Origin of the sequence: Micromonospora sp. NPDC005203 (assembly GCF_042872705.1) — a bacterium.
Taxonomy (GTDB): Bacteria; Actinomycetota; Actinomycetes; order Mycobacteriales; family Micromonosporaceae; genus Micromonospora.
The window spans coordinates 91121-115494 of record NZ_JBIAKV010000007.1 but is presented as its reverse complement, the minus strand read 5'-3'; the positions used below and the strand labels follow the sequence as shown (position 1 = coordinate 115494).

Here is a 24374-nt window from a genome sequence, read left to right as displayed (position 1 = left end):
CCGCGCACGGCTTGATCAACTCGGTTTCCCGGAAGTCGCGGTGTCCGGCGCGCCCTGATGCCGCGACTTCCAGGACCCCGAGTGGATCAAGCGCTCAACCCGGCCCTCCTTGCCGCCGAGAAGCGGCAGGCGGCGTCAGCGCAGCAGCCGGCGGGCAGCGGGCGGCGCAGCAGCCGGCGGGCAGCGCAGAGGCGGGCGGCGTCAGGGTGACGGCCGGGTCAGAGCGGGCGGCGGCCGGCGAAGCCGCACTCGGCGCGGTGGTACCAGCGCACGTCGGAGTCGCCCTCCAGCCAGCACCAGAGCACGGCGCGGCCGGCGCGTTCGCCGGGAAAGTCGAGCAGGACCGGGGCGATGCCCTTGACCTGGATGTCGTGCTGGTGCAGCTCGTCGACGACGGCGTGCAGTCGAGCTTCCAGCCCCTTGACCTCGGCCAGCCCGCCGAGCGCGCTCACGCCGTGGTCGGCCAGGTCGACTTGCAGCTCAGCCAGGTCGGCCCGGACCCGGATCAACTCGTCGACGCGCGGCTGCAGGGTGGCCACCAGGTGCCGGGCCTGGGCAAGTGTGAACACCGGGCCAGTATGCGGCACACATGGCCCCATGACGCACCCCGACGGCCACCGGCCCACAACGGTCAGCGCTCCACGGGCGAAGACGACCAACCGGACAGGTGCCCGGAACGGTCAGTCGGCCTGGGCGGCCAGCTCCCGGGCGCGATCCCGGGCGGCCTCCAGCGCGGCGAGCAGCGCCGCCCGTACGCCGTGCTTCTCCAACTCGCGGATCGCGGAGATGGTGGTGCCGGCCGGCGAGGTGACCGCCTCGCGCAGCTTGACCGGGTGTTCCCCGGAGTCCCGCAACATCACCGCGGAGCCGATGGCGGTCTGCACGATGAGCTCGTGCGCCACCTGCCGGGGCAGCCCGAGCAGGATTCCCGCGTCGATCATGGCCTCGACCAGCAGGTAGAAGTAGGCCGGGCCGGAGCCGGAGAGCGCCGTGACGGCGTCCTGCTGTGACTCGGGCACCCGGATCGTCTGGCCGAGGGGCTTGAACATCTCCTCGGCCAACGCCAGGTGCGCCCCGGTGGCGTGCGCGCCCGCCGAGATCGCCGTCATCGCCTCGTCGACGAGCGCGGGGGTGTTGGTCATCACCCGGACCACCGGCGTGCCGTCGGGCAGCCGGCGGTTGAAGAAGCTGGTGGGCAAGCCGGCGCAGAGCGAGATGACGAGCTTGTCGGCCGGCACCTTGGGGCCGATCTCGTCGAGCAGCGCGGCGGCGTCCTGCGGTTTCACGGAGACCGCGAGGACCGCCGCCTCGTCCACCGCGGTCAGGTTGTCGACGACCCGTACGCCGTAGCGGGCGGTCAACTCCTCGGCGCGGGCCGGCCGGCGGGCGGTGGCCAGCAGCCGGTCCACCGGCCATCCCGAGCGCAGCAGCCCGGAGAGCATCAGCTCACCGATTTTGCCCGCGCCAATGACCGCGACCGTGTGCACCCCGGCGGACATGTCGGCCCGTACCCCCTCGCGTCGCGCTGCGGCACAGCGGGCCGCGAGCCCGATGCGCCGTCGAACGTCTGGTCGCGGCACGGCGGACCCGCTGGCCCGCCGTGCCGTCAACCGTCGATCAGCTGCCGAAGAAGACCTCGGCCTCGACGTACCGCTCCAGCGGCACGGTCTTCAGCTCGCGGGTGGCCTCCGCGAGGGGCACCCGGACGATGTCGGTGCTCTGCATCGCGACCATCTTGCCCCAGTCGCCGTCGTTGACCGCGTCGATAGCCTGCAGACCGAGGCGGGTGGCGAGCACCCGGTCGAAGGCGGTCGGGGTGCCACCGCGCTGGATGTGACCCAGCACGACGGTGCGGGCCTCCTTGCCGGTCTTGGCCTCCAGCTGCTCGGCGAGCCACTGGCCGATGCCGCCGAGGCGGACGTGGCCGAACGAGTCCAGCTCCTGGTTGGCGAGGACCATCTGGCCGTCCAGCGGCTGGGCGCCCTCGGCGACCACGACGATCGGGGCGTACTGGTGCTGGAAGCGCTTCTCGACGTAGCCGGCCACCTGGTCGACGTCGAACTGCCGCTCGGGCAGCAGGATCACGTTGGCGCCGCCGGCCAGGCCGGCGTGCAGGGCGATCCAGCCGGCGTGCCGGCCCATGACCTCGACGACCAGGGTGCGGTGGTGGCTCTCCGCGGTGGTGTGCAGCCGGTCGATGGCCTCCATCGCGATGTTGACCGCGGTGTCGAAGCCGAAGGTGTAGTCGGTGGCGCCGAGGTCGTTGTCGATCGTCTTCGGCACGCCGACCACGTGCACGCCCAGCTCGTAGAGCTTGGTGGCCACGCCGAGGGTGTCCTCGCCGCCGATCGCGATCAGCGCGTCGACACCCTGGGTGGCGAGGTTGTCCTTGATCCGCTCGACGCCGTTCTCGATCTTGAACGGGTTGGTCCGGGACGAGCCGAGGATGGTGCCGCCGCGGGGTAGGATGCCGCGGACGTCCGCGATGCCGAGGGGCCGGGACAGACCCTCAAGCGGGCCCTTCCAGCCGTCCCGGAAGCCCACGAACTCGTGACCGTAGGTGGCGACGCCCTTGCGGACCACCGCCCGGATGACCGCGTTGAGACCGGGGCAGTCGCCGCCGCCGGTGAGCACGCCGATACGCATGATCCGCTCATCCTCCTGGAGCATCAGGTAAAGCCCGAATTGCCCCAGGGTATGTGTCAGATCAGACCATCGGCGCCGTTGCCGGCCCGGGGCGGGCCGTCACTGCGCACTGTAGTCGGCCCGCCGGTGCGACGACAGCGCGCCCCGGGGCGGCGGGCCGACGCGCGCTGCTCAGAACGTCACCTCGTGGTTCTCCCCGGCCTTCGGCGGGCGCCCGGTGACGGCGGCCTTCGCGAAGCCGAGCAGGTTGACCACGGCGCTGTTCGCCGAGTCCCAGTACTCGGCGGAACTGGCGTGCACCTTGATCAAGGTGAGTCCCGGGGTGTCCAGCCCGTCGGGAAACCACGCCTTGAGCAGCGGGTTCCACAGCCGCTCGGCGCGCTCCCGGTCGAACCCCTCGGTGGCGGTGCCGGAGATCGACACCCAGGCGTTGTGCTTCTGGTCGGAGAAGGCGACGTTGACCTCCGGGTTGACCCGGAGCTGGCGGACCTTGGCGGACTCGGCGGAGGCGAAGAACCACAGCTCGCCGTCGAACTCGGCCTCCTGGAGCCCCATCGGCCGACTCACCTGCCGCCCGTCCAGAGCGGTCGTGGTGAGCATGCAGATCCGCGCGGCCCGGGCCAGCTCGGTGACCCGGGACCGAGCCTCGGCGGCGCTGGTCGGCTGGTTGCTCATGGCACTCTCCCTCGGATCGGCTGGTCGAACCGATGCCCGGGACAGAACCGGTCAAAACCTACGACGGTACGACCGCCGCTCAGCGGATCGTCATCGCCCGCCAGCGGTCATCGCCCGCCAGCGGGCCAGGTTGTGCCGAGCGTCGACCAGAGCGTCGTGCCGGGCCGCGTCCGCGTCCGGCAGCGTGGGCCGGCCACGGTCGTCCCAGAGCTGCCGCAGCTCCTTGGTGTAGCGGGGGATCTCCCGGGGCAGCGCCGGCATCGCACCCCAGAGCTGGGCGAGCACCACGTGGTCGTACGCGGCGAACCAGGCCCACAGCTCCAACTGCTCCCCCGGCCGGTCCCGGATGGGCTCGACCAGGAAGTCGAACAGGTCGTCCCGGATGCGCTCGCGCGACCGCCAGGCCCGGTCCGCCGGGGACGGCAGTTTGTCCAGTACGTTGCGCCGGACCCAGGGCACGGCACGGGAGTCGTCGAACTCCGTGGAGACCGCGTAGAACTCGCGGCCGTACTCGTCGACGACACCGATCGAGACGAGGTCGACGGTGGTGCCGTCCTCGATGAACTCGCAGTCGTAGAAATAGCGGTAGACCATTCCGGCCATCCTCGCCCACCGCCGTCCGGCCCCGCCCGGCGGGGGCCGCCGCACCGCTGGTGACGGGCCTGAGCGGCACTTCCATGACGGTACGTCGCAGCTCGCGACGGTCACGGAAGTGCTTCGAGGGGTGTACAGCAAGCGACCGGACCGTCATGATCTGATGTGTACCGCTACCGGATGCCGAATCGGTGTCAGTTCACCTTGTCAGGGCCATCAGGTTCACCCGGTGAGCGAGTGTGTGGTCCGTGACCGGGGAGGGGTTGGGCCGTGGAGATGCGCCTGCCGGAGCCGGGTGACGCGCTCACGGGTGTCGAGATGTTCGCTGGTTTGGAGCCCGAGGTGCGGCAGCGCGTCATCGCCGCCGCCGTTCCCCGTACCTACCGCAAGGGCCAGTTGCTCTTCGTGGAGAACGACCCGGGCGAGTCGCTCATCGTGTTGCGCCGCGGCGCGGTGGCCGTCTTCCGCACCGCACCCACGGGTGAGCGGGCCGTGCTGTCGGTGATCCGTCCACCGGACGTGCTCGGCGAGGTCTCCCTGCTCGACGCGTCCACCCGGTCCGCCTCGGCCGAGGCCATCGAGGACTGCGCGGCGCTCGCGCTCTCGCGAGGCGCGTTCATGGAGCTGGTGCACTCCAACCCGCGCATCCTGGACGCGGTGATGCGCTCGCTGGGCGGGCTGATCCGCCGGCTGACCGAGCAGAACGCCGACCACGTCTTCCTCGATTTGCCAGGTCGGGTCGCCAAGACGCTTGTGCGGTTGGCTGGTGAGAGCCAGGCACCGATGATCACGATCGAGCTCAACCAGAGTCAACTGGCCGAGATGGCAGGTGGCTCCCGACAGAGCGTCAACCAGGCGATCGGTTCGTTCGCCAGCCGCGGCTGGCTGCGTACGGAGGGGCGTCGGATCGTGGTGACCGACGTGGCCGCGCTGCGCCGCCGCGCCGGCATGAACGACCGCTGACGCCGCACGAGCAACACGAAACGGCCGGGGGGGGCCCGGGGGGGGGCCCCCCCGGGGGGGGGGGGGCGGGGGGGGGGGGGCCCCCCCCCCGCCCCCCCCCCCCCCCCCCCGGCCGGCCCCCCGCCCCGCCCCCCCCCCGCCCGCCCCCCCCCCCCCCGCCCCCCCCCGGCCGTTTCGGCGTCATCGGCGTGGGGTCACACCCCGGAGCTGCCCGGCCCGGCCCACTTGTCCGGGCCCTTGCCGTCGCCACCCGGGCCGTGCACCGGCTCGCTGACGATGCCCTCGGCCTGCAGCGTGGCGAGCGTGGCGGCGTCGACGTCCACCGAGTCGCCCGCGGAGTGGCTGACCCCGTTGCCGTCGGTCCAGTCGCTCTCCAACTTGACGTACACCATTGACCTGTCCCCCTTGGTCCCTGCTCGATATCTGGCCGCCTGAATCTAGTCGGTCGGCACCGTCGGTGACTGTCCACAAGCCAACAGGCCGGTACCTGACATCGGCCGGAGGGGGCGATAATTCCGGTCTGGGGACGCCATCGGCGTCGACCCGCTCGTCTCCTGGGGGGATGTCATCGCCGCGCAGTGTGGACGCTGTGGACGCACGGCCGCCGACGGGGACCGCTTCTGCGGTGGCTGCGGCGCCGAGTTGGGCGCCGTGTGTCCACACTGCCTGCGCCCACTCGCCGCGGACGTCACGTTCTGCACGTCCTGCGGGTCGCCCCGACCGGGCGCGGACCGACCGGCCGCGGTCACCCCGCAGGAGGACCGCCGCCGGGTGAGCGTGCTCTTCGTGGACCTGATCGACTTCACGCCGTACGTCGAGCGCACCGACCCGGAGCAGGTCCGTGGCATGCAGACCGGGTTCTTCTCCGCCGCCCGCCGCGTGGTCGGTCAGTACGGCGGGGTGGTGGAGAAGTACATCGGCGACGCGGTGATGGCGCTCTTCGGTGCCCCGATCGCCACCGAGACCGACGCGCTGCGCTGCGTACGGGCCGGTCTGGAGCTGCAACGGGTGCTCACCCGGTTCGCACCGACCGGCAGCGCCGAGTTGCGGTTCCGGGTCGGGGTGGCCACCGGCGAGGCGCTCGTCGACGTGGCCGCCGCGCGCGACGGCGGACAGGCCATCGTGGCCGGCGACGTGGTGAACACGGCCTCCCGGATGCAGTCGGTCGCGCCACCCGGTGGGGTGCTGGTCTGCGGCAGCACCCACGCGCTCACCAAGGACGCGATCCGCTACGAGGAGCAGCCGCCGGTCACCCTGCGCGGCCGGTCGTCGCCGACCGAGGTGTGGCTCGCCCTGTCCCCGCTGCGTCGCCAACCCACCGACCGGGAGCCGGACACCACACCGCTGGTCGATCGGGAACACGAGCTGGGGATGCTCGTCAACGCGCTGCACCGGTCGCTGCGGGACCGGCGACCGCAGGTGGTCACCATCTTCGGCCGGGCCGGCATCGGCAAGAGCCGGCTGCTGCGGGAGCTCTACCGGCACACCGGCCGGCTGGTCGACGAGCCGCTGACCTGGCGTACCGGGCGCTGCCCGCCGTTCGGGGAGAACGTCACCTTCGCCGCGCTCGCCGACATCGTGAAGTCCGAGGCCGGCATCCTCGACACCGACCCGGCGACAAGCGCCGCGCAACGGCTCGCCGCCGCCGTGGGCGAGCTGATCGGCCCGGGCGAACGCGACCGGGTGGTGGACGCGCTGCGCCCGCTGGTCGGCCTGCCCGGCACGCCGCTGCCGGCCGAGGAGGCGGAGTCGGCGTGGCGTCGCTTCCTGCTGGCGCTGGCCGCCCAGCGGCCCACCGTGCTGGTCTTCGAGGACCTGCACTGGGCCGACGACGCGATGCTGCGTTTCGTGGAGCTGCTCGGGGCGGCGGCCCGCGACGTGCCGCTGCTGCTGCTCTGCACCGCCCGCCCGGAGCTTGTCGATCGGGACCCGAGCTGGGCCGGGACGATCACCGGCTCGGTGACGATCACCCTGCCGCCACTGCGCGACACCGGCATCGCCGCCCTGTACGCGCACCTGTTCGGCCAGGCGGCGTTCTCCGCCGACATGCTGTCCCCGCTGATCGAGGTGGCCGGCGGCAACCCGCTCTACGCGCACGAGTACGTCCGGATGCTGATCGAGCAGGGGGCGCTGCGCCAGTCGGGGCGGGGGTGGTCGCTGGACAAGCAGCTTGAGCTGGCCATGCCGGAGAGCGTGCACGCGGTGATCGCCAACCGGGTGGACCTGCTGGACGCCAAGGACCGCGCGGTGCTGCTGGCCGCGTCGGTGGTCGGGGTGCAGTTCTGGCCCGGCGCGGTCGCCACCGCGCTCGGGCAACAGGTCGAGTCGGTCGAGCGGTCGCTGCGCCGACTCGAACAACGCGACTTCGTGCACGAGCAGGCCGCGTCGACGATGGCCGGGCAGGCGGAGTTCCGGTTCCGCCACGTGCTGGTCCGCGACGTCTGCTACCAGCGGTTGCCGCGCACCGAGCGGGTGGCCCGGCACGAGCGTGCCGCCGACTGGCTCGACGCGCTGTCGCACTCCCGCGACACCGACCTGGCCGAGGTGCTCGCCCACCACCGTTGGGCGGCGCACGAGATCGCCCGCTCGCTGGGCATGCAGGTGCGGCGCTACGCCGGGCCGGCGCGGCAGGCGCTGCACCGGGCCGCCCGGCGGGCGTACGCGCTGCACGGGTTGGACGCGGCGGCCAGCCACGCGGGCCGGGCACTCGGCCTGGCCGACGACAGCGACCCCGTGGGCCGGCTCCAGTTGGAGCTGCTGAGCACGGAGATCTCGTTCTACCGCGACGGCAACGCGTTCCTCTCCGGCGGCGGGCCCGAGCAGGTGCACACACTCGCCGACCAGCTGCTGTCGCACGGCGACAACGCCTGCGCCGCGCGGGCGTGGACGCTGCTCGGTCAGGCCGCCTGGCTGCGGGCCGACCGCGGCGACGCGTTGGCCTGCCTGGACCGCGCGGTGCAGCTGTTCGAGCCCCTACCGGACACCCCGCAGAAGGCGGACGCGTACGCCGAGATGGGCCGGCTGCACATGCTCAACTACGAGCGGGACCCGGCCGTGTCAGCGGCGGACACGGCGGCGGAGATCGCCGAGCAGTTGGGCCTGACCGAGACCCGCACCAACGCCCGGATCACCGCGGCCACCGCCCGTTACCAGTCCGGGGACCGGGTCGGCCTGGACGAGCTGCACGCGATCGTCGAGTTCGCCCGGGCCGGTCAACTGCTGGCGCTGCCCCGGGCCACCCAGAACCTCGCCTGGGCAATCCGGGAGGAGGGCGACTGGCTGCGGTCCAATGCCCTGCTCTCGGCCGCGCCGGCGCGGACCGCCAGCGGTCAGACCCTGACCACCAGTTACTCGGCGGAGGCGATGCGCGCCTGGTTCGACGGCGACTTCGGCCGGCTCCTGGCAGCGGCGGAGGCGTTCGTGGACACGCCCACCGGGAGCTGGGACATGCAGGTACGCGGGTTGCGCTGCTGTCTGCTGGTGCTGCGCGACGACGACGACCCGGCCGACCTGACCGACGCGTTGGACGCCGCGCGGCGCAGCGGGTTCCACCGGCTGCTCTGGACGATGTTGAGCATGGCCGCGTTGTGCCGGGGGTTGCAGGGGCGCGACGCCGAGGCGGCGGAGCTGATCGAGGAGCTGGACGCGAGCTGGTCGGCGGTGCCGGCGCTGGCCAGCGGGGAGTGGATCGCCGCAGCCGCGTACGCCGCCGCCCTGAGCGGTCGGAGCGCGGCGGTGCGGGTCCGCACGATGCTGGGCCGGGTCGGGCACCGCACGCCCTGGTCGGAGGCGGCGTTGCGGACCGTGACGGCGGCCCTGGCCGCCGCGGACGGCGACCACCGGCGCTCCGCCGAGCTGCACCTGGCCGCCGCCGAGACCTACGGGCGGATCCCGGACGTCAGCGACCAGGTGTTGGCGCTCGCGCTCGCGGCGGCGGAGCTGACCCGCGCTGGTGACCGGACCGGCGCGCGGGCGACCCGCGCGGAGGTACGCACCTTCGCGCTGCGCAACGACGCCCCCGGCCTGCTCGCCCTGGCCGGTCGGCCGATCAGCCCGACCGGTCCGGCGGTGGCCTGCTGAGCGGGAGGCCCATCCGGTCCCCGAGTGCCAACGATCACCGAGATGGCGCTGGTCGCGCAAGAACGGACATAGAACCCCGGTCGCGACCTGCGGCGGCAGTCGTGACTTTGGAAGACGCGACACAACGCACTCCCGGAACCAGGCCCTGACGTGTCACGATTCAGAGCACGGCGTGCGGACGGGCGTCGAGGGTCGCGCCGCGAGGCGCTTAAGGGGGATGTCCGGGTGTCAGCGGGTGGTGCCCGCCGGGGACGGCGGGACAACGGGCTCGACGCGAACGAGTACGCCGTCGTCGGCGACGTCGATCCGCGCGTCGGCGAGCACCTGCTCGACGTGCTGGCCGCTGGCGGGATCGCCGCCTACCTGCAGCCCTCGGCCGACCTCAACCCGGTCACCCGCACCACCACCGTTCCGGCCCGGCCGGTCGACCGGCTCTACGTCGACCGCTCACACCTGACCACCGCCCGCGACTATCTGACCCAGCTCGCCGACGAGAGCAGCCCGGAGCAGCCGCCCGCACGCGACGAACCGGACATCGATGCCGAGTGGGCGCGGATCGTGGCCGGCTTCCACACCTCCTCCGCCGTCGTCGGCGACCGCCCCTGGCCGGCCTTGGAAGACGTGGACGAGCGGGAGGCGCGCGACGAGCCGACCGCCGGCCCGCCGGCCCGCTCGGGGACCGACGAACCGGGTCCGACCGCCACCGACACCCGTCGGCTTCCCTACGCCACCGACATCTCCGGGATCTCGGTGGGTCGCGGCACCCGGCCCGACGAGCCGTCGCTGCTGGACGGGCTGGACACCTTCGGGGCCGACCTGCCCGACGACGAGGACGACGAGGGTTACCACCCGCCCCCGCCACCGCCGCTGCCCCGGGTCAGCAAGTACGCGGTGGTCGGTGTGCTCGGCGTGGTCGTCGGATTCGCGCTCTTCCTCTTCCCGTCGCTGATACCGGTGGACCGCTCGGCGGTCACCCTGTTCGGGTTCACCGGCATCCTTGCCGGTTTCGTCACGCTGATCTGGCGGCTGCGCCCCGGCGACGAGGACGACGACGACCCGGACAACGGCGCCGTCGTCTGATCCTGGCCCGCATCCCGGGACGGCGCCGACCCGCCGGGCGCGTAACAGTGGTGTAACTTACTGTCAGTAGGAATACCGCTGTACGTCACTTCCCCCGCTGACTGACCGGTTTTTCCTTGCTCGTGGCGGTCAGTCCTCTGCTGATCGGAATGCCCGAGATGCGACAGAGTTCTCTCGTGGTGGTGGCCAACCGCCTCCCCATCGACGACAGTCAGGCGCCCGACGGGGCCTGCGAGTGGCGGCGCAGCCCGGGTGGGTTGGTCAGCGCGCTGCACCCCCTACTACGGCACACCCCGGCGACCTGGGTCGGTTGGGCCGGCGGCACCGGCCCTCCCCCCGCCCTACCGGACGTCGACGGCGTCCGGATGCACACCGTCGCGCTCAGCCCCGAAGACCTGCGCGACCACTACGAGGGGTTTGCCAACGCCACCCTCTGGCCGCTCTACCACGACGCCGTCGAGCAGCCGCAGCATCACCGCCGGTGGTGGGAGGCGTACCAGCGGGTCAACAAGCGCTTCGCCGAGGCGACCGCCGAGGTGACCGAGCAGGGCGGCGTGGTCTGGGTGCAGGACTATCACCTGCAACTGGTCCCCGGTCTACTGCGGGCGCTCCGTCCGGACCTGCGCATCGGCTTCTTCCTGCACGTGCCGTTCCCACCGCCGGAGCTTTTCATGCAGCTGCCGCGCCGGGCCGAACTGCTCCGCGGGATGCTCGGCGCCGACCTGGTCGGCTTCCAGCGCGTGCAGGCGGCGCACAACTTCGCCCAACTGGTGACGAGGGTGCTGGAGCTGCCGGCCACCGACCGGCGGATCGGCATCGACGACCGGGTCGTCCGGATCGGCGCGTTCCCGGTCTCCATCGACACCGCCGAGATGGGCGCGCTCGCCGCCCGCCCGGACGTGGCCGCCCGAGCCCGCCGCCTGCGCCAGGACCTCGGCGACCCCCGGCAGGTCATCCTCAGCGTGGACCGGATGGACTACACCAAGGGCATCGAGCAGCGCCTCAAGGCGTACAGCGAACTGCTCGCCAGCGGCGACGTCAAGGTCCGCGACACGGTGTTGGTGCAGGTCGCGATGCCGAGCCGCGAGCGCGTCGGCCAGTACCAGATCCTGCGTGAGCGAATCGAGCGCGAGGTGGGCCGGATCAACGGCGAGTTCGGCCGGGTCGGCGAGCCGGCGATCCACTACCTCACCCAGCCCTTCGACCGGGCCGAGTTGGCCGCGCTCTACCGGGTCGCCGACGTGATGGCGGTGACCCCGCTGCGCGACGGGATGAACCTCGTCGCCAAGGAGTACGTGGCCGCCCGGGTGGACGACACGGGCGCCCTGCTGCTCAGCGAGTTCGCCGGCACCGCCGCCGAACTCTCCCAGGCGTACCTGGTCAACCCGCACGACCTGGAGGGGCTCAAGCAGGTCCTCTGTGCGGCGCTGAAGGCCACACCGGCCGACACCACGCAACGGATGCGGGCCATGCGTGCGCACCTGGAGGAGCACGACATCCGGGCCTGGGCGCGCTCCTACCTGCACGCGCTGGACGAGCACGGTGCCCTGGTCAGTCGCCTGACCAGCAACGACGCCTCTCCCGGCGACGCCAACCCGGACGCCGCCACCCCCACCGACGGTGCTCGGGTGCCACGACCCGCCACCCCCACCGCCGCCTCGACCACCCGACAGACCAGCGGCTGACCGCTCGGGGTCGTCGCCGAGCACGACCCATCCCGCCAGGACCGGCGACGCCCGAAGGCGGCGAGCGTCCGGGTGCTCAGCGCGTCGTGGGCTCCTTCTCCAGCCAGTCCAGGATCGCGTCGATCGGCTCCGCCCACCGCGCGTCCAGCATCAGGTCGTGGCCCATCCCGGGAAAGAGCAGCGGGGCCGAATCGTACCGGCGGGCCACCCCGGTCAACGTCGACGCCGGCACCACCCGGTCGTCCGGGCTGCCCAGCACCAGCACCGGCGGTGCGCCCACCGCCGGCTCGGCCGCCGGCTCGCCCAGCAGAGCCCACTGCGCCCGCCGGCCCGCCCGGCCGAGTCGCCCGACGTAGCGCCGGGCCTCCTCGTCGGGCAACTCGCGGCTGAACAACTGCCCACGGTTGAGCCGCAACGGCCCACCGAACACCGCGGGCAACGTGCCCGCCGGGTTGCGGCGCAACGCCGCGCCCAGCACTCCCCAGCCGCCGAAGACCGGCGCCACCAGCACCGCGGCCCGCGCCGGATAGCGGGCCAACGCGTGCGCCACCACCAGGGCCCCGGCGCCGTGCCCCACCAGCACCGCCTGCCGCGGCAGGCTCGCGGCCACCTGGACCACGTCGTGCGCGTACGCGCGCAGTGTCGCCTCCGGCGCGGGCTCGCTGGCACCGTGGCCGCGCAGGCTCACCGCGTACGCCGGGAAGCCCCGCGACGCCGCGTGACCCAGCCAGTGCTCGGCGAACGCCCACGCGCCGTGCCCGAACCCGGGGACGAAGAGCAGCGGCCCTCGCCCCTCCTCCGCTGCGGGAACGGCGCTGAGCACCTCCCGCCGGGCCGGTCGGACCGGACGCGACCACTCCCGACCCCGCATGATCCGCAGTTCACTACTCGCGCTCACCGTGCCAGCCTTTCGTTCGCGACTGCGGGGCTCGCCAGCTCACTGCTCGCGCTCACTTGCCCTCCAGCTCGACCAGGGCGCGTTGGATGGCGCGCAGGTAGTCGGCGTGACCGACCTCGAACCAGTGCCGGCTGCTCTCCTTGACCGGCCCGGAGTACCGCTCCCCCGCCCGGTCCCGCACCCGAGACGCGAACGCCGTGGCCCGTTCCGGCCGATCACGACGGGCCTGGAGCAGCCGGGCGAAGAGCACCGTCTGCCAGTGCGACAGGGTGAACAGCCCGGAGTCCGGCTGCACCAGGCCGGCGACCGCCAGCGTCGGGTGCCCCGGGGTGAACGCGTTGAGCCACAGCGTGGGTCGGCCCGCCCCGGCGCTGTCACCGAACACCGACGCGTCGAGAAACTCGAAGCGCGGCAGGTAGCCGGTGGCGAAGACGACCACCTCGGGGTCGATCTCGCGGCCGTCGGACAGCTCCACGGCGTACGGGCGGAACCGGGCGACGTCCGGCACCGGGCCGATCCCGCCGTGGCCCACGTAGTAGACGAGCTGGCTGTTCGCGATCGGGTGCGTCTCGTACACCCGGTGGTCGGGCTTGGGCAGGCCGAAGCGGGTCAGGTCGCCGACGGTCAACCGCATCGTCCAGTGGTAGAGCCACTGCCGCACCCGCAGCGGCACGCGCAGCGCCAACAGGCTGTCGTTCACCTGGTCGGCGGGGCGGCCGAGCACGTACTTCGGGGCGTACCAGTAGCCGCGCCGGGTGGAGTGCCAGCACCGCGACGCCTGTTGGGCGGCCTCGACGGCGATGTCGCAGCCGGTGTTGCCGGCGCCGACCACCAGCACCCGCTTGCCGCGCAGCTGCGCCGGATCCTTGTAGGACGAGGCGTGCATGATCTCGCCGCGGAACTCCTCCAGCCCTTCGTAGCGGGGCAGCTTCGGCGACCAGTTGTGGCCGTTGGCGATCACCACGGCGGCGTACCGGGAGGTGCGCTCCGGGCCGTACCCGCCGGTGGAGCGGGTGGTCACGTCCCACCGGTCACCCTCGGCGGGCTCGACCCGAACCACCTCGGTGCCGAACCAGATGTGCGAGCGCAGGTCGAAGTGGTCGGCGTAGCGCTCGAAGTACGACAGCAGCTGACTGTGGTGCGGGTAGTCCGGCCAGGAGTCCGGCATCGGGAAGTCCGGGAACTGGGTGAACGGCTTCGACGAGATCAGGTGGGTGCTGGCGTACACCGGACTGCGGTCGTGCCGCCAGTTCCAGGCGCCGCCGACGCCCGTCTCCCGTTCGTAGCAGTCCACGCCGAACCCGTGCTCGCGCAGGTTCTTGATCGCCGTCAGGCCGCTGGCCCCGGCCCCGATGACGCAGACCGTGTCGCCCCGGTCGGAGACCGGGCGACCGTCGCCGCTGTGCGCGGACGAGGTCGCCTCCGGGTCGGGCCGGCCGTGGTCGGTGGAGGTGGACACCGGGACATCTCCTTTTGGTACGGCAGGCGTGCCGGTCGCCGCGAAATCCTCTCCACAACCGAGCCGGATGTCCAGTCCCGGAACGGACGCGTCGACGCCCGGGCCGGGCCGGGTGGTCAACCGGTGGCGGGCAGCAGCAGGTCGACCAGGACCGGGAAGTGGTCGCTGGCCCGACGCGTCTGCGGGGTGTCCACGACGTCGTAGTCGACCACGGTGATCCGCGGGTCGACGAAGAGCGCGTCGATGCGGCGGCGCGGGTCGGCGCACGAGTAGGTGAGCCGCTCGGCCCGGTCGGCTGCCACCGCGGCGTCGGTCAGCCCACGCGACACGGTGGCCCAGGCGGGTCCGTCCGGACCCTCGTTGAGGTCCGCGCCGGCCAGCACCGGGCTGGTCGCCGCGTCCAGGCCACGCTTGAACTCGGCGGCCTGGGAGGGCCGCTCGGCCGGGTCGGTGGACAGGTGCGAGCCGGCCAGGGTGAACTGGGCGTCACCAACCCGGCAGTCGGCGTACGCGGCGCCGCGCAGGTGCCGACCGGGGGTGAGCGGGAAGCGTTGACACCGGGTGCCCCGCACCTGTACCCGCAGGCTGGTCAGCAGCAGGTTGCCCAGCGCGGGCAGCCCACCGGCGACCACCACCAGGCCGAACGACTCGGCCAGCGTGGCGGACTTCTGCCGCCACCGGAACCGGCGCGGCCCCTCCTGCACGATCACCACGTCCGGGCGCGCCGTTCGGACGACCGCCGCCAGCGCGGCGGTGTCGTCGCGCTGGCTGTGGATGTTGTAGGACACCACGCGCAGCGGCACACCCATCCCGGACCGCCTCAGATCCGGCGGGCCAGGTCGGCGGCGCCGATCACCCCGGCGCTGTTGCCCAGCTCCGCCGGGAGCACCTCGGCCACCGGCAGGCGACCGCGCTGGGCGAGCGCGTCGAGGTACGAGCGGCGGGTGGGGCCGAGCAGCAGGTCACCTGCGTCGATCACACCGCCGCCGACCACCAGGGTCTGCGGGTCGAGGATCTGCGCCATGTCGGCGAGGCTGGTGCCCAGCCATCGGCCGATCTGCGCGAACGCCTCGGCGGAGACGGGGTCACCACCCTGTGCGGCGGCGGTCACCATCGGGCCGGTGATCGCCTCGGCCTCACCGCCGGCCAGGTCGAGCAGCGCGGTGGCCCGGGTGGGCTCCTGCCGGGCGCCGGCCCGGGCGAATCGCACCAGGGCGCTGCCGCTGGCGTACTGCTCGATGCAGCCGAGCCGGCCGCAGCCGCACTGGTGCCCGTCCGGCACGGCCAGCATGTGGCCCAGCTCCGCGGCGATGCCGTGCGCGCCGCGCATGAGGTCGCCGCCGAGGACGATGCCGCCGCCCACACCGGTGCCGATGGTAAACATGATCATGGAATCGTCGGCGTCGCGGGCCGCGCCGTAGCGGAACTCGGCCCAGGCGGCGACGTTTCCGTCGTTCTCCACGATCACGGGTAGGCCGACGGCCTCGCTGACGTACTCCCGCAGCGGTTCGTCCCGCCAGGCCAGGTTCGGAGCGAAGAGCACGGTCGAGCGGCTGGCGTCGATCCAACCGGCCGCGCCGATGCCGACGGCCTCGATCGTCCGCCCGGCCGCCAGCTCGCCGACCAGCTCGATGATGACGTCGCGGGTCTTGCCGACGTCATCGGCGGGGGTGTCCCGTCGGGTCTGCACGAGCACCGTGCCGGTGTCGTCCACGACACCACCAGCCACCTTCGTGCCACCGACGTCGACTCCGATGGTCAGCGTCACCGCTGCCGCTCCCCTCTACTGTCCGGCCCGGGTCCCGGCGGCATGCCGGTCCGGGTCGGGATGTCCCGCGCTCAGGCGCCGTCGCCCGGTGCCTGCGCACCGGTGTCGTCCGGCACCCGCGAAGCGGGCACCGCGGGATGAGTGGTCGGTGCCGGTACGGTCGCCGGCCCGGCGTCGTCGACGGGTGGTACGGCGGCCGGGGCGAGTGGGTCCGCCGTCCGGGTGGCGACCGACCAGACATCCCGCTCCGGCGCCGGCTGAGAATCATGCCCGCTGCGGGTGGCATCGCGCCACACGTGTTCGTCGCCGGTCGCGCTGGACGGGTCGCCGAGGGCTGGCTCGGGGTGCACGTCGTCGGTGCTCGCGGCGGCTGCCGGTGGTGGCGCGAAGGGAGGTTCGGAGGTCCCACCGGAGGGACGCGTCGGGGACGGCTGCGCCGGGGAGAACGCGCGGAGCAGGCTGGCGACGCCCGCTGCCAGGTCTCCGGCACCGGTCGCGAGCCGTTCGGCGAATTCCGGACTCGGGTCTCGTAACGCGGCGATGCCCCGACAGACCGGGCAGACGCAGCATTCGGCCGATCCGGTGGCGAAAGCACCACCGGTACCGGGACGTCCCCCCGCGTCGTTACTGTGACCGAGGACACCGGACAGCATCCCGCCCAGCGAGCCGAACGCGCCGCCCGCCGAGCCGGCGGAGGCCAGTCGCGCGCCCGCCAGCAGGGTGGCTACCAACCGCTCCGCCTCTTCCCGGGCCGAACCCGGATCTGTTTCGCCCACCCTCGGCTCCTCCACCGTGCCACCGACCCCGTCAGTGCGCCGCACCGGGTGCTTCTACCCGGCGCTTGAGCTGCTTCAACGCGGTATCCATGATCACCTTCTCGGCCTTGCGCCGAAACATCCCGAGCATCCCCACCGACAGGTCGACCTCCAGCGTGTAGGTCACCGTCGTGCTGCCGTCCGGGTTACCCACCAGGTCGTACGAACCGCGCTGGGACTTCTGCATCTTCGAGGGAGCGACCAGGTGCCACTCGATCCGGGAGAGGTCCTCGGCGTAGGAGTAGGCGAGCACGTACTCGTCGGCCATCACCCCGGCGTCGATGGTGAAGCGCACCTGGCTGGCGTAGCCGTCCTCGTACTCCTCGACGACCTCGGTGTGGCGGACCGCGTCGGTCCACTCCGGGTATGCCGCGAAGTCGCAGATGACCGCCGTCACCCGATCCGGTGCGGCGCCGATGATGATCGACTGGGTGGAGGAGTCCGCCATGGGGGGAGGCTACCCGGCGGGCCGCGGCCGCACGCCGCACCGCCCCCGCCGCGCCGCCAGCGGCCCGCAGGGGCCCGGGACAGCGCCGGGCCTCAGCGGTGTGCCCGTGCTCACCGGGTAGGTTTCGACACAGCCACCGCCCGTCGGCGGTGCCGGCCCGGCCAGTGCGAGCACGAAGGAGTGCAGGTGCGCGAGTTCTCCGTCCCGCCGATCGTCACCGTTGGCGACGCGGCCAACCTCACCGATCCGGTCTGGGACAACGCCGAGGTCGCGCCCGACGCCGTCCAGTTCGCCCGCCCCGCCCCCGGCGCCGAGGGCGCCGTCACCGTCTGGGCCGAGGTGACCTGCCGGCAGTTCCGCGACGAGGTGGCCGCGGTGGCCCGTGGACTGATCGCCGCCGGCATCGAACCAGGTGTCCGGGTCGGGCTGATGAGCCGCACCCGATACGAGTGGACGCTGCTGGACTACGCCATCTGGACCGTCGGAGCGGTCACCGTGCCGATCTACGAGACGTCCAGCGCCGAACAGGCCGCGTGGATCATCGAGGATTCCAACGCGGTCGCCGTCGTGGTGGAGACCGACGCGCACGCCGCCCTGATCGCCGGCGTCCGACACCGGCTGCCCGAGCTGGACCACGTCTGGCAGATCGACCTCGGCGGGGTCGACCAACTGGTCAGCACCGGCGCCACGGTCGAACTGGCCGAGGTCGAGCGGCGACGCAAGGCGGTCGGCGCCGACAACCTGGCCACCATCATCTACACCAGCGGCACCACCGGCCGCCCCAAGGGCTGCGTGCTCACCCACCGCAACATGTACGCCGACATCGCCAACGCCGTGCCGGTGCTGCCGAACCTGTTCCACGCCGGCGCGTCCACCCTGCTCTTCCTCCCGCTGGCGCACGCCTTCGCCCGGCTGATCCAGATCGGCGTCGTGCAGGCGCGGGCCACCATGGCCCACTGCGCCGACCCCAAGAACCTGGTCGCCGAGTTGCAGGCGTTCCGGCCGACCTTCGTGCTCTCCGTACCCCGGGTGTTCGAGAAGGTCTACAACGCGGCCAAACAGAAGGCCGAGGCCGACGGCAAGGGCGGCATCTTCGCCCGCGCCGAGCAGGTCGCCATCTCCTACAGCGAGGCGCTGGAGACCCCGGGCGGACCGGGTCTGGCGTTGCGTGCCCAGCACGTGGTCTTCGACCGGCTGGTCTACGGCAAGCTGCGCGCCGCGCTCGGTGGGCGCTGCCGCGACGCCATCTCCGGCGGAGCGCCGCTCGGCGCCCGGCTCGGTCACTTCTTCCGCGGCATCGGCGTGACGGTCCTGGAGGGCTACGGCCTGACCGAGACCTCGCCCGCCGCCGCGGCGAACCTGCCGACCGGCACCCGGATCGGCACCGTCGGCCGGCCACTGCCCGGCGTGACCGTGCGGATCGAGGACGACGGCGAGATCCTGATCTCCGGCGCGCTGGTCTTCCAGGGTTACTGGCGCAACGAGACGGCGACCGCCGAGACGCTCAGCACCGACGGCTGGTTCCGCACCGGTGACCTGGGCCACCTCGACGCCGACGGCTACCTGAGCATCACCGGACGCAAGAAGGAGCTGATCGTCACCGCCAGCGGCAAGAACGTCGCCCCGGCGGTGCTGGAGGACCTGGTCCGGGCGCACCCGTTGATCAGCCAGTGCGTCGTCGTCGGTGACCGCAAGCCGTTCATCGCGGCGCTTGTGACCGTCGACGAAGAGGCGCTCCCGGCCTGGCTGGCAGGCGTCGGGATGCCCGCCGACACCCCCGTCGAGCAGCTCCGCGAGCACGAGGCCCTGCTCCGGGAGATCCAGACCGCGATCGACACCGCCAACCAGGCCGTCTCCAAGGCCGAGGCGATCAAGATGTTCCGGGTCCTGCCCCGCGACTTCACCGAGGCGACCGGCGAGCTGACCCCGTCGCTCAAGGTCAAGCGCCAGGTCGTCCACACGACGTACGCGGCGGACATCGCCGAGATCTACCGAGGCTGACTACCATCCGTCACGTGCCCGCATCCACAGCAACCGCACCGCACCCGCATCCCCTCGCCGCGGCCGCCCGCCTGGTGATGCTGGCGCTGATCGCCGTCCTGACCCTCTTCGCCACCCGCGACCTCACCCAGCTGTGGTGGATCGCGCTACTGGCGGTGGCCGGGCTCCCGTCCCTGCTGGCCCCGCAGCACCGGCTGATCGCGCCGCTGAGCCGGGTGGCCGAGGTGGTGGTGCTGGGCCTGGCCGCGAGCCAGGTGGCCGCGGTGGCGTCGATCGGCACGGTCGCCGGGCTCGGCGCCTCGGCGGTGCTGCCCTACCTGGCGGTCCCGGTGACCGTCACCGCGCTGCGCCGCCACTTCTCCGAGGGCACCGCCCTGCTCGCGGTCACCGCCGCCACCCTGCTGGTCAGCGGTGCGCTCACCACTGTCGGCGGAGAGCTCCAGCTCGGCCAGCCCGGTTACCTCGCGGTCTGCGCCCAGTGGCTCATCCTGGCGGCGCTGGGGCTCTACGCCGCCGGCACCCTGCACCGGGTGATGGCCGTTCGCGACGAGGGCAAACCCCAGCCGTACGCCGAGGCGACCAGGCTGCTCACCCAGCTGCGGACGGTGGCCCGGCAGTTGCCCGGCGCCACCCTGGACCCGGGCGGCATCTCCGAGCACCTGCTGGAGGAGTTGCGCACGGTGGCCCAGGCCGACCGGGGCGCGGTGCTCTCGGCCAGCGGCGGTGGCCGGCTCGTGGTGCTCGCCCAGGCCGGCGTCGACCGGGTGGACTGGGAGACGACGCTGGACGCCGACTCGGCCATCGCCGACGCCTGGGCCAGCCAGCAGGCCACGACGGCCGTGCGCTCGCAGTCCCGCTCACACCGTGGCGGCGACGTGTCCGCGCTGATCGTTCCGCTGGTCGCCGGGGTCCGCACGGTCGGGCTGGTGGTGCTGGAGGCGGACGCCGCGCACGCGTACCCACCTCCGGTGGTGTCCCGGGTGACCGCGCTGACCCGCCCGGCCGCGCTGCGGCTGGAGGCGGCGCTGCTCTTCGACGAGGTGCGCTCGCTGGCCACCAACGAGGAACGGCAGCGGCTGGCCCGGGAGATCCACGACGGGGTGGCGCAGGAGTTGGTGATGGTCGGCTACGGCATCGACAACGCCATGGCCACCGTCTTCGACGACGCCGACGAGACCGCCGAGGCCCTGCGTACGCTGCGCACCGAGGTGACCCGGGTGATCCAGGAGCTGCGGCTGAGCCTCTTCGAGCTGCGCAGTGAGGTGGACCGGCAGGGCGGGCTGGCCGCCGCCATCGCCGAGTACGCGCGCACCGTGGGCGCGTCCGGCGGACTGCGGGTACACCTCTCGCTGGACGAGTCCACCGCCCGGCTGCCGGCCGCCACCGAGGCCGAGTTGCTGCGCATCGCCCAGGAGGCGGTGACCAACGCGCGCAAGCACGCCGGCGCCTCGAATTTGTGGGTCACGTGTGAGGTCGACCCCCCGTACGCCCAAATAGAAGTGTCGGATGACGGTCAGGGGATGGCTGACCAGCGCCCCGACGGACGGTACGGTCTTGCGATCATGGCCGAGAGGGCGGAACGTATCCGGGGCCGGTTGGAGATCAGGCCGCGGCAACCCAGCGGCACTACCGTGGCCGTGGTTGTTGGCACCTCGTCCCGCCGAGATAACGTGCGCGACAGCGCAGCACCAGAAGGGGAGTAACCCGAGGATGACCACAAGTCCGACACCGGCCACCCGCACCAAGGTCCTCCTTGTTGACGATCATGACCTGATTCGCAAGGGCCTGCGCCACGCCTTCGAGCGCGACCGGCAGTTCGAGGTCGTCGGTGAGGCCGCCACGGCGGCGGAGGGCGTACGCCAGGCCGGCGCCCTGCAGCCGGACGTGGTGATCATGGATCTGCGGCTGCCCGACGGCAGCGGCCTGGAGGCCACCCGCGCGCTGCGTAAGTCCAGCGCGTCGATGGGCATCGTGGTGCTGACCATGTACGCCGGCGACGACCAGCTCTTCGGTGCGCTGGAGGCCGGTGCGAGTGCCTTCGTGCCGAAGACCGCCCCGGCCGACGAGGTGGTGGCCGCCGCGCGGCACGCCGCCTCCTCCCCCAGCGCGTTCACCGCCGCCGACCTGGCCGAGGCGATGAAGCGCCGGCTCGCGCCGTCCGGCCCGCAGTTGTCTCCCCGGGAGGGGCAGGTGCTGCGGCTGCTCGCCGACGGGATGAGCGTGGCCGGCATCGCCAAGCAGCTGTTCGTCAGCGAGTCCACGGCCAAGACGCACATCTCGAAGCTCTACGAGAAGCTCGGCGCGGCCAACCGGGCCCAGGCGCTGATGACCGCGCTGCGGCTCGGCCTGCTCGAAGCACCGGACGCGCCGAAGTTCTGACCCGCCCCGCTCGTTCAGCGGGACCGCACGACCGACGGTCCGCGCCGGCTTCGGCCAGCGCGGGCCGTCGCGCATCGACCGACGTCGGCGGGTAACCTCCCGCAGGCTATGGTCTGGCGTGCGTGGCGGGTGCACAATACCCGCGCGGGCGACGACGCCCGCGTCGCGGACTCGAGGGGTGAATCGCATGCAGCGGCCGGACTGGGCACCCGACACCATCGACATCGAGCGCCCGAGTGTCGCGCGAATGTACGACTACTACCTCGGTGGCTCGCACAACTTCGCCGCGGACCGCGCCGCGGCGCAGGCGATGGTCGCGGCGGTGCCGGAGGCGCCGCTGATGGCCCAGGCCAACCGCGCGTTCCTGCGCCGGGCCGTGCACCATCTCGCCGAGGCCGGAATCCGGCAGTTCCTGGACATCGGCTCGGGCATCCCGACCGTCGGCAACGTGCACGAGATCGCCCAGCGGCTCGACCCGCGGTCCCGGGTGGTCTATGTGGACGTCGACCCGGTGGCGGTGGCGCACAGCCGCGAGATCCTCGCCGGCAACGACCGGACGGTGGTGGTGCAGGAGGACCTGCGGCACCCGGAGGCGATCCTGGCCCACCCGGAGGTCCGCAAGCTGCTCGACCTGAGCCAACCGGTGGCCGTGATGGTCGTGGCCGTCCTGCACTTCGTCCCCGACGACGACCGACCGGCGGAGCTGCTGCGGACGCTGCGTGACGCCCTGGCCCCCGGCAGCTATCTGGTGCTGTCGCAGGCCAGCGACGACGGTCGCAGCGACGACGAACGCGCCGAGGCGGAACGGGTCTACCGACGCACCGACAATCCGTTGTGGATACGCAATCGGGCTGAGCTGACCGCACTCTTCGACGGGTTCGAGCTGCTCGACCCCGGCGTGGTGTGGGTGCCCCAGTGGCGACCGGACACCCCGGAGAGCGCGGAGGACGCCGAGCGCGCGGTCTTCATGGGCGGCGTCGGGCGACTCGGTGACTGAGACGCCCGACGCGGCCACCCGTCCGGGCACCTTCGCCCGCGCCTGGGCGAAGGCGGTCTCCGGCACCAGCTACCTGCCGATGACCCAGGCCCAGCTGGAAACCATGCTGGACCGGCTCACCGCACAACTGGCCGGCGCGTTGCTCACGGAGCCGTTCGACCTGCGCGCCGGGTACCGGGTCGGTGCCGAGTTGGTCGCCGCGCACATCGCCTCCGCGGAGGGGCTTGGTCGTACCGTCGAGGTCATCCAGCTTCGGTTGGTGCGCGACCTGGGGTTGGTGGCCGAGGAGGTCGAGGACCGGATGGCCCGGCTGCTGGCGGCCGTGGCGACCGGTTACGCCCGCGCGCTGCGCGACCGCACCCTCGACGAGCAGGAGTCGATCCGCCGGGCCGCCATGCGGGCCCGGACGCAGGCCGAGCGGGCGCTGCGTGCCAGCGAGGCCCGGTTCCGGCATCAGGCCACCCACGACCCGCTCACCGGTCTGCCCAACCGGACGCTGTTCACCGAGCGGCTCACCGCGGCGCTCAACGAGCCCGGCCGGGGCGCGCAGCGGGTCGGGGTGTGCTTCCTGGACCTGGACCGCTTCAAGGTCGTCAACGACACCCTGGGGCACCAGGTCGGTGACCGGCTGCTGGTCACGGTGGCCGAACGGCTGTGTCGGGCCATGGGTGAGCATCTGGTGGCCCGGCTCGGCGGCGACGAGTTCGTCATCCTGGTGCAACGCACCGGCGGCACCGACGACATGGTGGAGTTGGCCGAGAGCGCGCTGGCCGCGGTCCGGACACCGGCGCTCGTCGACGGGCACGAGCTGCAGATCTCGGCGAGCATCGGCATCGTCGAGCGTCAGGTGGCCGGGGCCAACCCCAGCGACCTGATGCGGGCCGCGGACAGCACCCTGCACTGGGCGAAGTCCGCCGGCGGGGCGCGCTGGGCGCTCTACGACGCCGAGCGCAACCAACGCGAACTGGCCCGGTACGCGCTCTCCGCGGCGATCCCCGCCGCGCTGGAGCGGGGCGAGTTCTACCTCGACTACCAGCCACTGACCTCACTGCGCGACGGCAGCCTGGTCGGCGTCGAGGCGCTGGTCCGCTGGCGCCACCCGGAGCTGGGGGTGCTGCGTCCGGACAGCTTCATCGGGTTGGCCGAGGAGACCGGCCTGATCATCCAGTTGGGCGGCTGGGTGCTGGCCGAGGCCTGCCGCGAGGCGGAGGCGTGGGCGGGCGGTACCGTCGCCGCACCCTTCATCAGCGTCAACCTGGCGGTACGGCAGGTGCACCGGCCCGGGCTGGTGCAGGAGGTTCGCGCGCTCCTGCGGCAGACCGGTCTGCCGCCGGAGCGGCTCCAACTGGAGATCACCGAGAGCACGATGATGAGCACCGCCGAGGAGCCGGTCCGCGCCCTGCGGGTGCTGGCCGACCTCGGCGTACGGATCGCCATCGACGACTTCGGCACCGGCTACAGCAACCTGGCGTACCTCCGGGATCTGCCGGTGACCGAGTTGAAGGTCGCCGGGGAGTTCGTCGCCGGCCTGCGGTCGCCCTCGGTCGGCCGCACCGACGAGCGGATCCTCGCCTCGCTGGTCTCGCTCGCGCACGCGTTGGACCTGACGGTCACCGCCGAGGGTGTGGAGACCGCCGGGCAGGCCGAGCGGCTACGGGCGATCGGCTGCGACGCCGGCCAGGGCTGGCATTTCGGGCGTCCGGCCCCCGCCGACCGGATCCTGGCCCGCATCCGCTGAGTCCTCGGAACGCCCGCCCGGCCGGTCGGCCGCACCGGGCCGCTGGGCCGGTCGGCCGCACCGGGCCGCTGGGCCGGTCGGCCGCACCGGGCCGCTGGGCCGAGCGGCCGCACCGGGCCGACCGACCGGCCGACCGGCCGACCGGCCG

At 72.7% G+C, this 24374-nt stretch carries 21 protein-coding genes; 9 read left to right on the top strand and 12 right to left on the bottom strand.

The annotated features are described in order from the left end of the window. Positions 1-218: 218 nt before the first annotated feature. The 5 genes from ACFYPM_RS17755 to ACFYPM_RS17735 form a co-directional block, all read right to left on the bottom strand. Positions 219-569, bottom strand: coding sequence for a DUF2203 domain-containing protein (locus tag ACFYPM_RS17755; RefSeq protein ID WP_357250933.1), 351 nt, complete (start codon positions 567-569; stop codon positions 219-221). 111 nt (positions 570-680) lie between these two features. Next, positions 681-1499: a pyrroline-5-carboxylate reductase gene (proC, locus tag ACFYPM_RS17750; RefSeq protein WP_357250930.1), complete on the bottom strand. Its 819-nt coding sequence runs from the start codon at positions 1497-1499 to the stop codon at positions 681-683. Between the two features lie 118 nt (positions 1500-1617). Next, on the bottom strand, positions 1618-2646 hold the full coding sequence (locus ACFYPM_RS17745; RefSeq protein ID WP_357074956.1) for a 6-phosphofructokinase: 1029 nt from the start codon (positions 2644-2646) through the stop codon (positions 1618-1620). 171 nt (positions 2647-2817) lie between these two features. Then, positions 2818-3321 carry a pyridoxamine 5'-phosphate oxidase family protein gene (locus ACFYPM_RS17740; RefSeq protein ID WP_387197629.1) on the bottom strand — a complete coding sequence of 168 codons (504 nt, stop codon included), beginning with the start codon at positions 3319-3321 and terminating at the stop codon, positions 2818-2820. Between the two features lie 90 nt (positions 3322-3411). Continuing rightward, positions 3412-3915 carry a polyadenylate-specific 3'-exoribonuclease AS gene (locus ACFYPM_RS17735; protein WP_365067814.1) on the bottom strand — a complete coding sequence of 168 codons (504 nt, stop codon included), beginning with the start codon at positions 3913-3915 and terminating at the stop codon, positions 3412-3414. A gap of 270 nt (positions 3916-4185) precedes the next feature. Here ACFYPM_RS17735 and ACFYPM_RS17730 point away from each other — a divergent pair, with 270 nt between their 5' ends. Continuing rightward, entirely contained in the window at positions 4186-4878 is a 693-nt protein-coding gene (locus tag ACFYPM_RS17730) for a Crp/Fnr family transcriptional regulator (RefSeq protein ID WP_007463121.1), read from the top strand. Between the two features lie 194 nt (positions 4879-5072). On the opposite strand, the gene ACFYPM_RS17725 is transcribed toward ACFYPM_RS17730, so the two are convergent. Next, positions 5073-5270 carry a hypothetical protein gene (locus ACFYPM_RS17725; protein ID WP_357245167.1) on the bottom strand — a complete coding sequence of 66 codons (198 nt, stop codon included), beginning with the start codon at positions 5268-5270 and terminating at the stop codon, positions 5073-5075. Positions 5271-5409: 139 nt separating this feature from the next. Between ACFYPM_RS17725 and ACFYPM_RS17720 the strand changes: the two genes are divergently transcribed. The 3 genes from ACFYPM_RS17720 to ACFYPM_RS17710 all read left to right on the top strand — a co-directional run bounded on the left by ACFYPM_RS17720 (position 5410) and on the right by ACFYPM_RS17710 (position 11723). Continuing rightward, the gene (locus tag ACFYPM_RS17720; protein WP_387198044.1) at positions 5410-8958 is read left to right on the top strand and encodes an adenylate/guanylate cyclase domain-containing protein; all 3549 of its coding nucleotides are present in this window, start codon (positions 5410-5412) and stop codon (positions 8956-8958) included. Positions 8959-9183: 225 nt separating this feature from the next. Then, positions 9184-10038, top strand: coding sequence for a DUF308 domain-containing protein (locus ACFYPM_RS17715; RefSeq protein ID WP_387197626.1), 855 nt, complete (start codon positions 9184-9186; stop codon positions 10036-10038). Between the two features lie 158 nt (positions 10039-10196). Continuing rightward, a complete protein-coding gene (locus tag ACFYPM_RS17710; RefSeq protein ID WP_387198041.1) occupies positions 10197-11723 on the top strand; it encodes a trehalose-6-phosphate synthase in 1527 nt (508 codons plus the stop codon). Between the two features lie 76 nt (positions 11724-11799). On the opposite strand, the gene ACFYPM_RS17705 is transcribed toward ACFYPM_RS17710, so the two are convergent. The 6 genes from ACFYPM_RS17705 to ACFYPM_RS17680 all read right to left on the bottom strand — a co-directional run bounded on the left by ACFYPM_RS17705 (position 11800) and on the right by ACFYPM_RS17680 (position 17111). After that, positions 11800-12594, bottom strand: a complete 795-nt coding sequence (locus tag ACFYPM_RS17705) for an alpha/beta hydrolase (protein WP_387198038.1) — start codon at positions 12592-12594, stop codon at positions 11800-11802. A 79-nt stretch (positions 12595-12673) separates the two neighbouring features. Further along, on the bottom strand, positions 12674-14080 hold the full coding sequence (locus tag ACFYPM_RS17700) for a flavin-containing monooxygenase (protein ID WP_387197623.1): 1407 nt from the start codon (positions 14078-14080) through the stop codon (positions 12674-12676). A gap of 116 nt (positions 14081-14196) precedes the next feature. Continuing rightward, the gene (locus ACFYPM_RS17695) at positions 14197-14889 is read right to left on the bottom strand and encodes an endonuclease/exonuclease/phosphatase family protein (RefSeq protein WP_387197620.1); all 693 of its coding nucleotides are present in this window, start codon (positions 14887-14889) and stop codon (positions 14197-14199) included. Positions 14890-14900: 11 nt separating this feature from the next. Then, the gene (locus ACFYPM_RS17690) at positions 14901-15848 is read right to left on the bottom strand and encodes an ROK family glucokinase (protein WP_387197617.1); all 948 of its coding nucleotides are present in this window, start codon (positions 15846-15848) and stop codon (positions 14901-14903) included. A 71-nt stretch (positions 15849-15919) separates the two neighbouring features. Next, positions 15920-16624 (bottom strand): hypothetical protein, encoded by a 705-nt coding sequence (locus ACFYPM_RS17685; protein WP_387197614.1) that lies wholly within the window; start codon positions 16622-16624, stop codon positions 15920-15922. Between the two features lie 31 nt (positions 16625-16655). Beyond that, on the bottom strand, positions 16656-17111 hold the full coding sequence (locus ACFYPM_RS17680; RefSeq protein ID WP_387197611.1) for an SRPBCC family protein: 456 nt from the start codon (positions 17109-17111) through the stop codon (positions 16656-16658). 186 nt (positions 17112-17297) lie between these two features. Between ACFYPM_RS17680 and ACFYPM_RS17675 the strand changes: the two genes are divergently transcribed. From ACFYPM_RS17675 to ACFYPM_RS17655, 5 genes are all read left to right on the top strand, one after another. Continuing rightward, on the top strand, positions 17298-19112 hold the full coding sequence (locus ACFYPM_RS17675) for an AMP-dependent synthetase/ligase (RefSeq protein WP_387197608.1): 1815 nt from the start codon (positions 17298-17300) through the stop codon (positions 19110-19112). A gap of 14 nt (positions 19113-19126) precedes the next feature. After that, positions 19127-20815: a GAF domain-containing sensor histidine kinase gene (locus ACFYPM_RS17670; protein ID WP_387197605.1), complete on the top strand. Its 1689-nt coding sequence runs from the start codon at positions 19127-19129 to the stop codon at positions 20813-20815. A 7-nt stretch (positions 20816-20822) separates the two neighbouring features. Next, a complete protein-coding gene (locus ACFYPM_RS17665) occupies positions 20823-21491 on the top strand; it encodes a response regulator transcription factor (RefSeq protein WP_007072219.1) in 669 nt (222 codons plus the stop codon). Between the two features lie 187 nt (positions 21492-21678). Further along, positions 21679-22488 (top strand): SAM-dependent methyltransferase, encoded by an 810-nt coding sequence (locus tag ACFYPM_RS17660; protein WP_387197602.1) that lies wholly within the window; start codon positions 21679-21681, stop codon positions 22486-22488. Positions 22489-22567: 79 nt separating this feature from the next. Then, complete coding sequence (locus tag ACFYPM_RS17655) at positions 22568-24226, top strand: putative bifunctional diguanylate cyclase/phosphodiesterase (RefSeq protein WP_387198035.1); 1659 nt, start codon at positions 22568-22570, stop codon at positions 24224-24226. Positions 24227-24374: the final 148 nt, after the last annotated feature.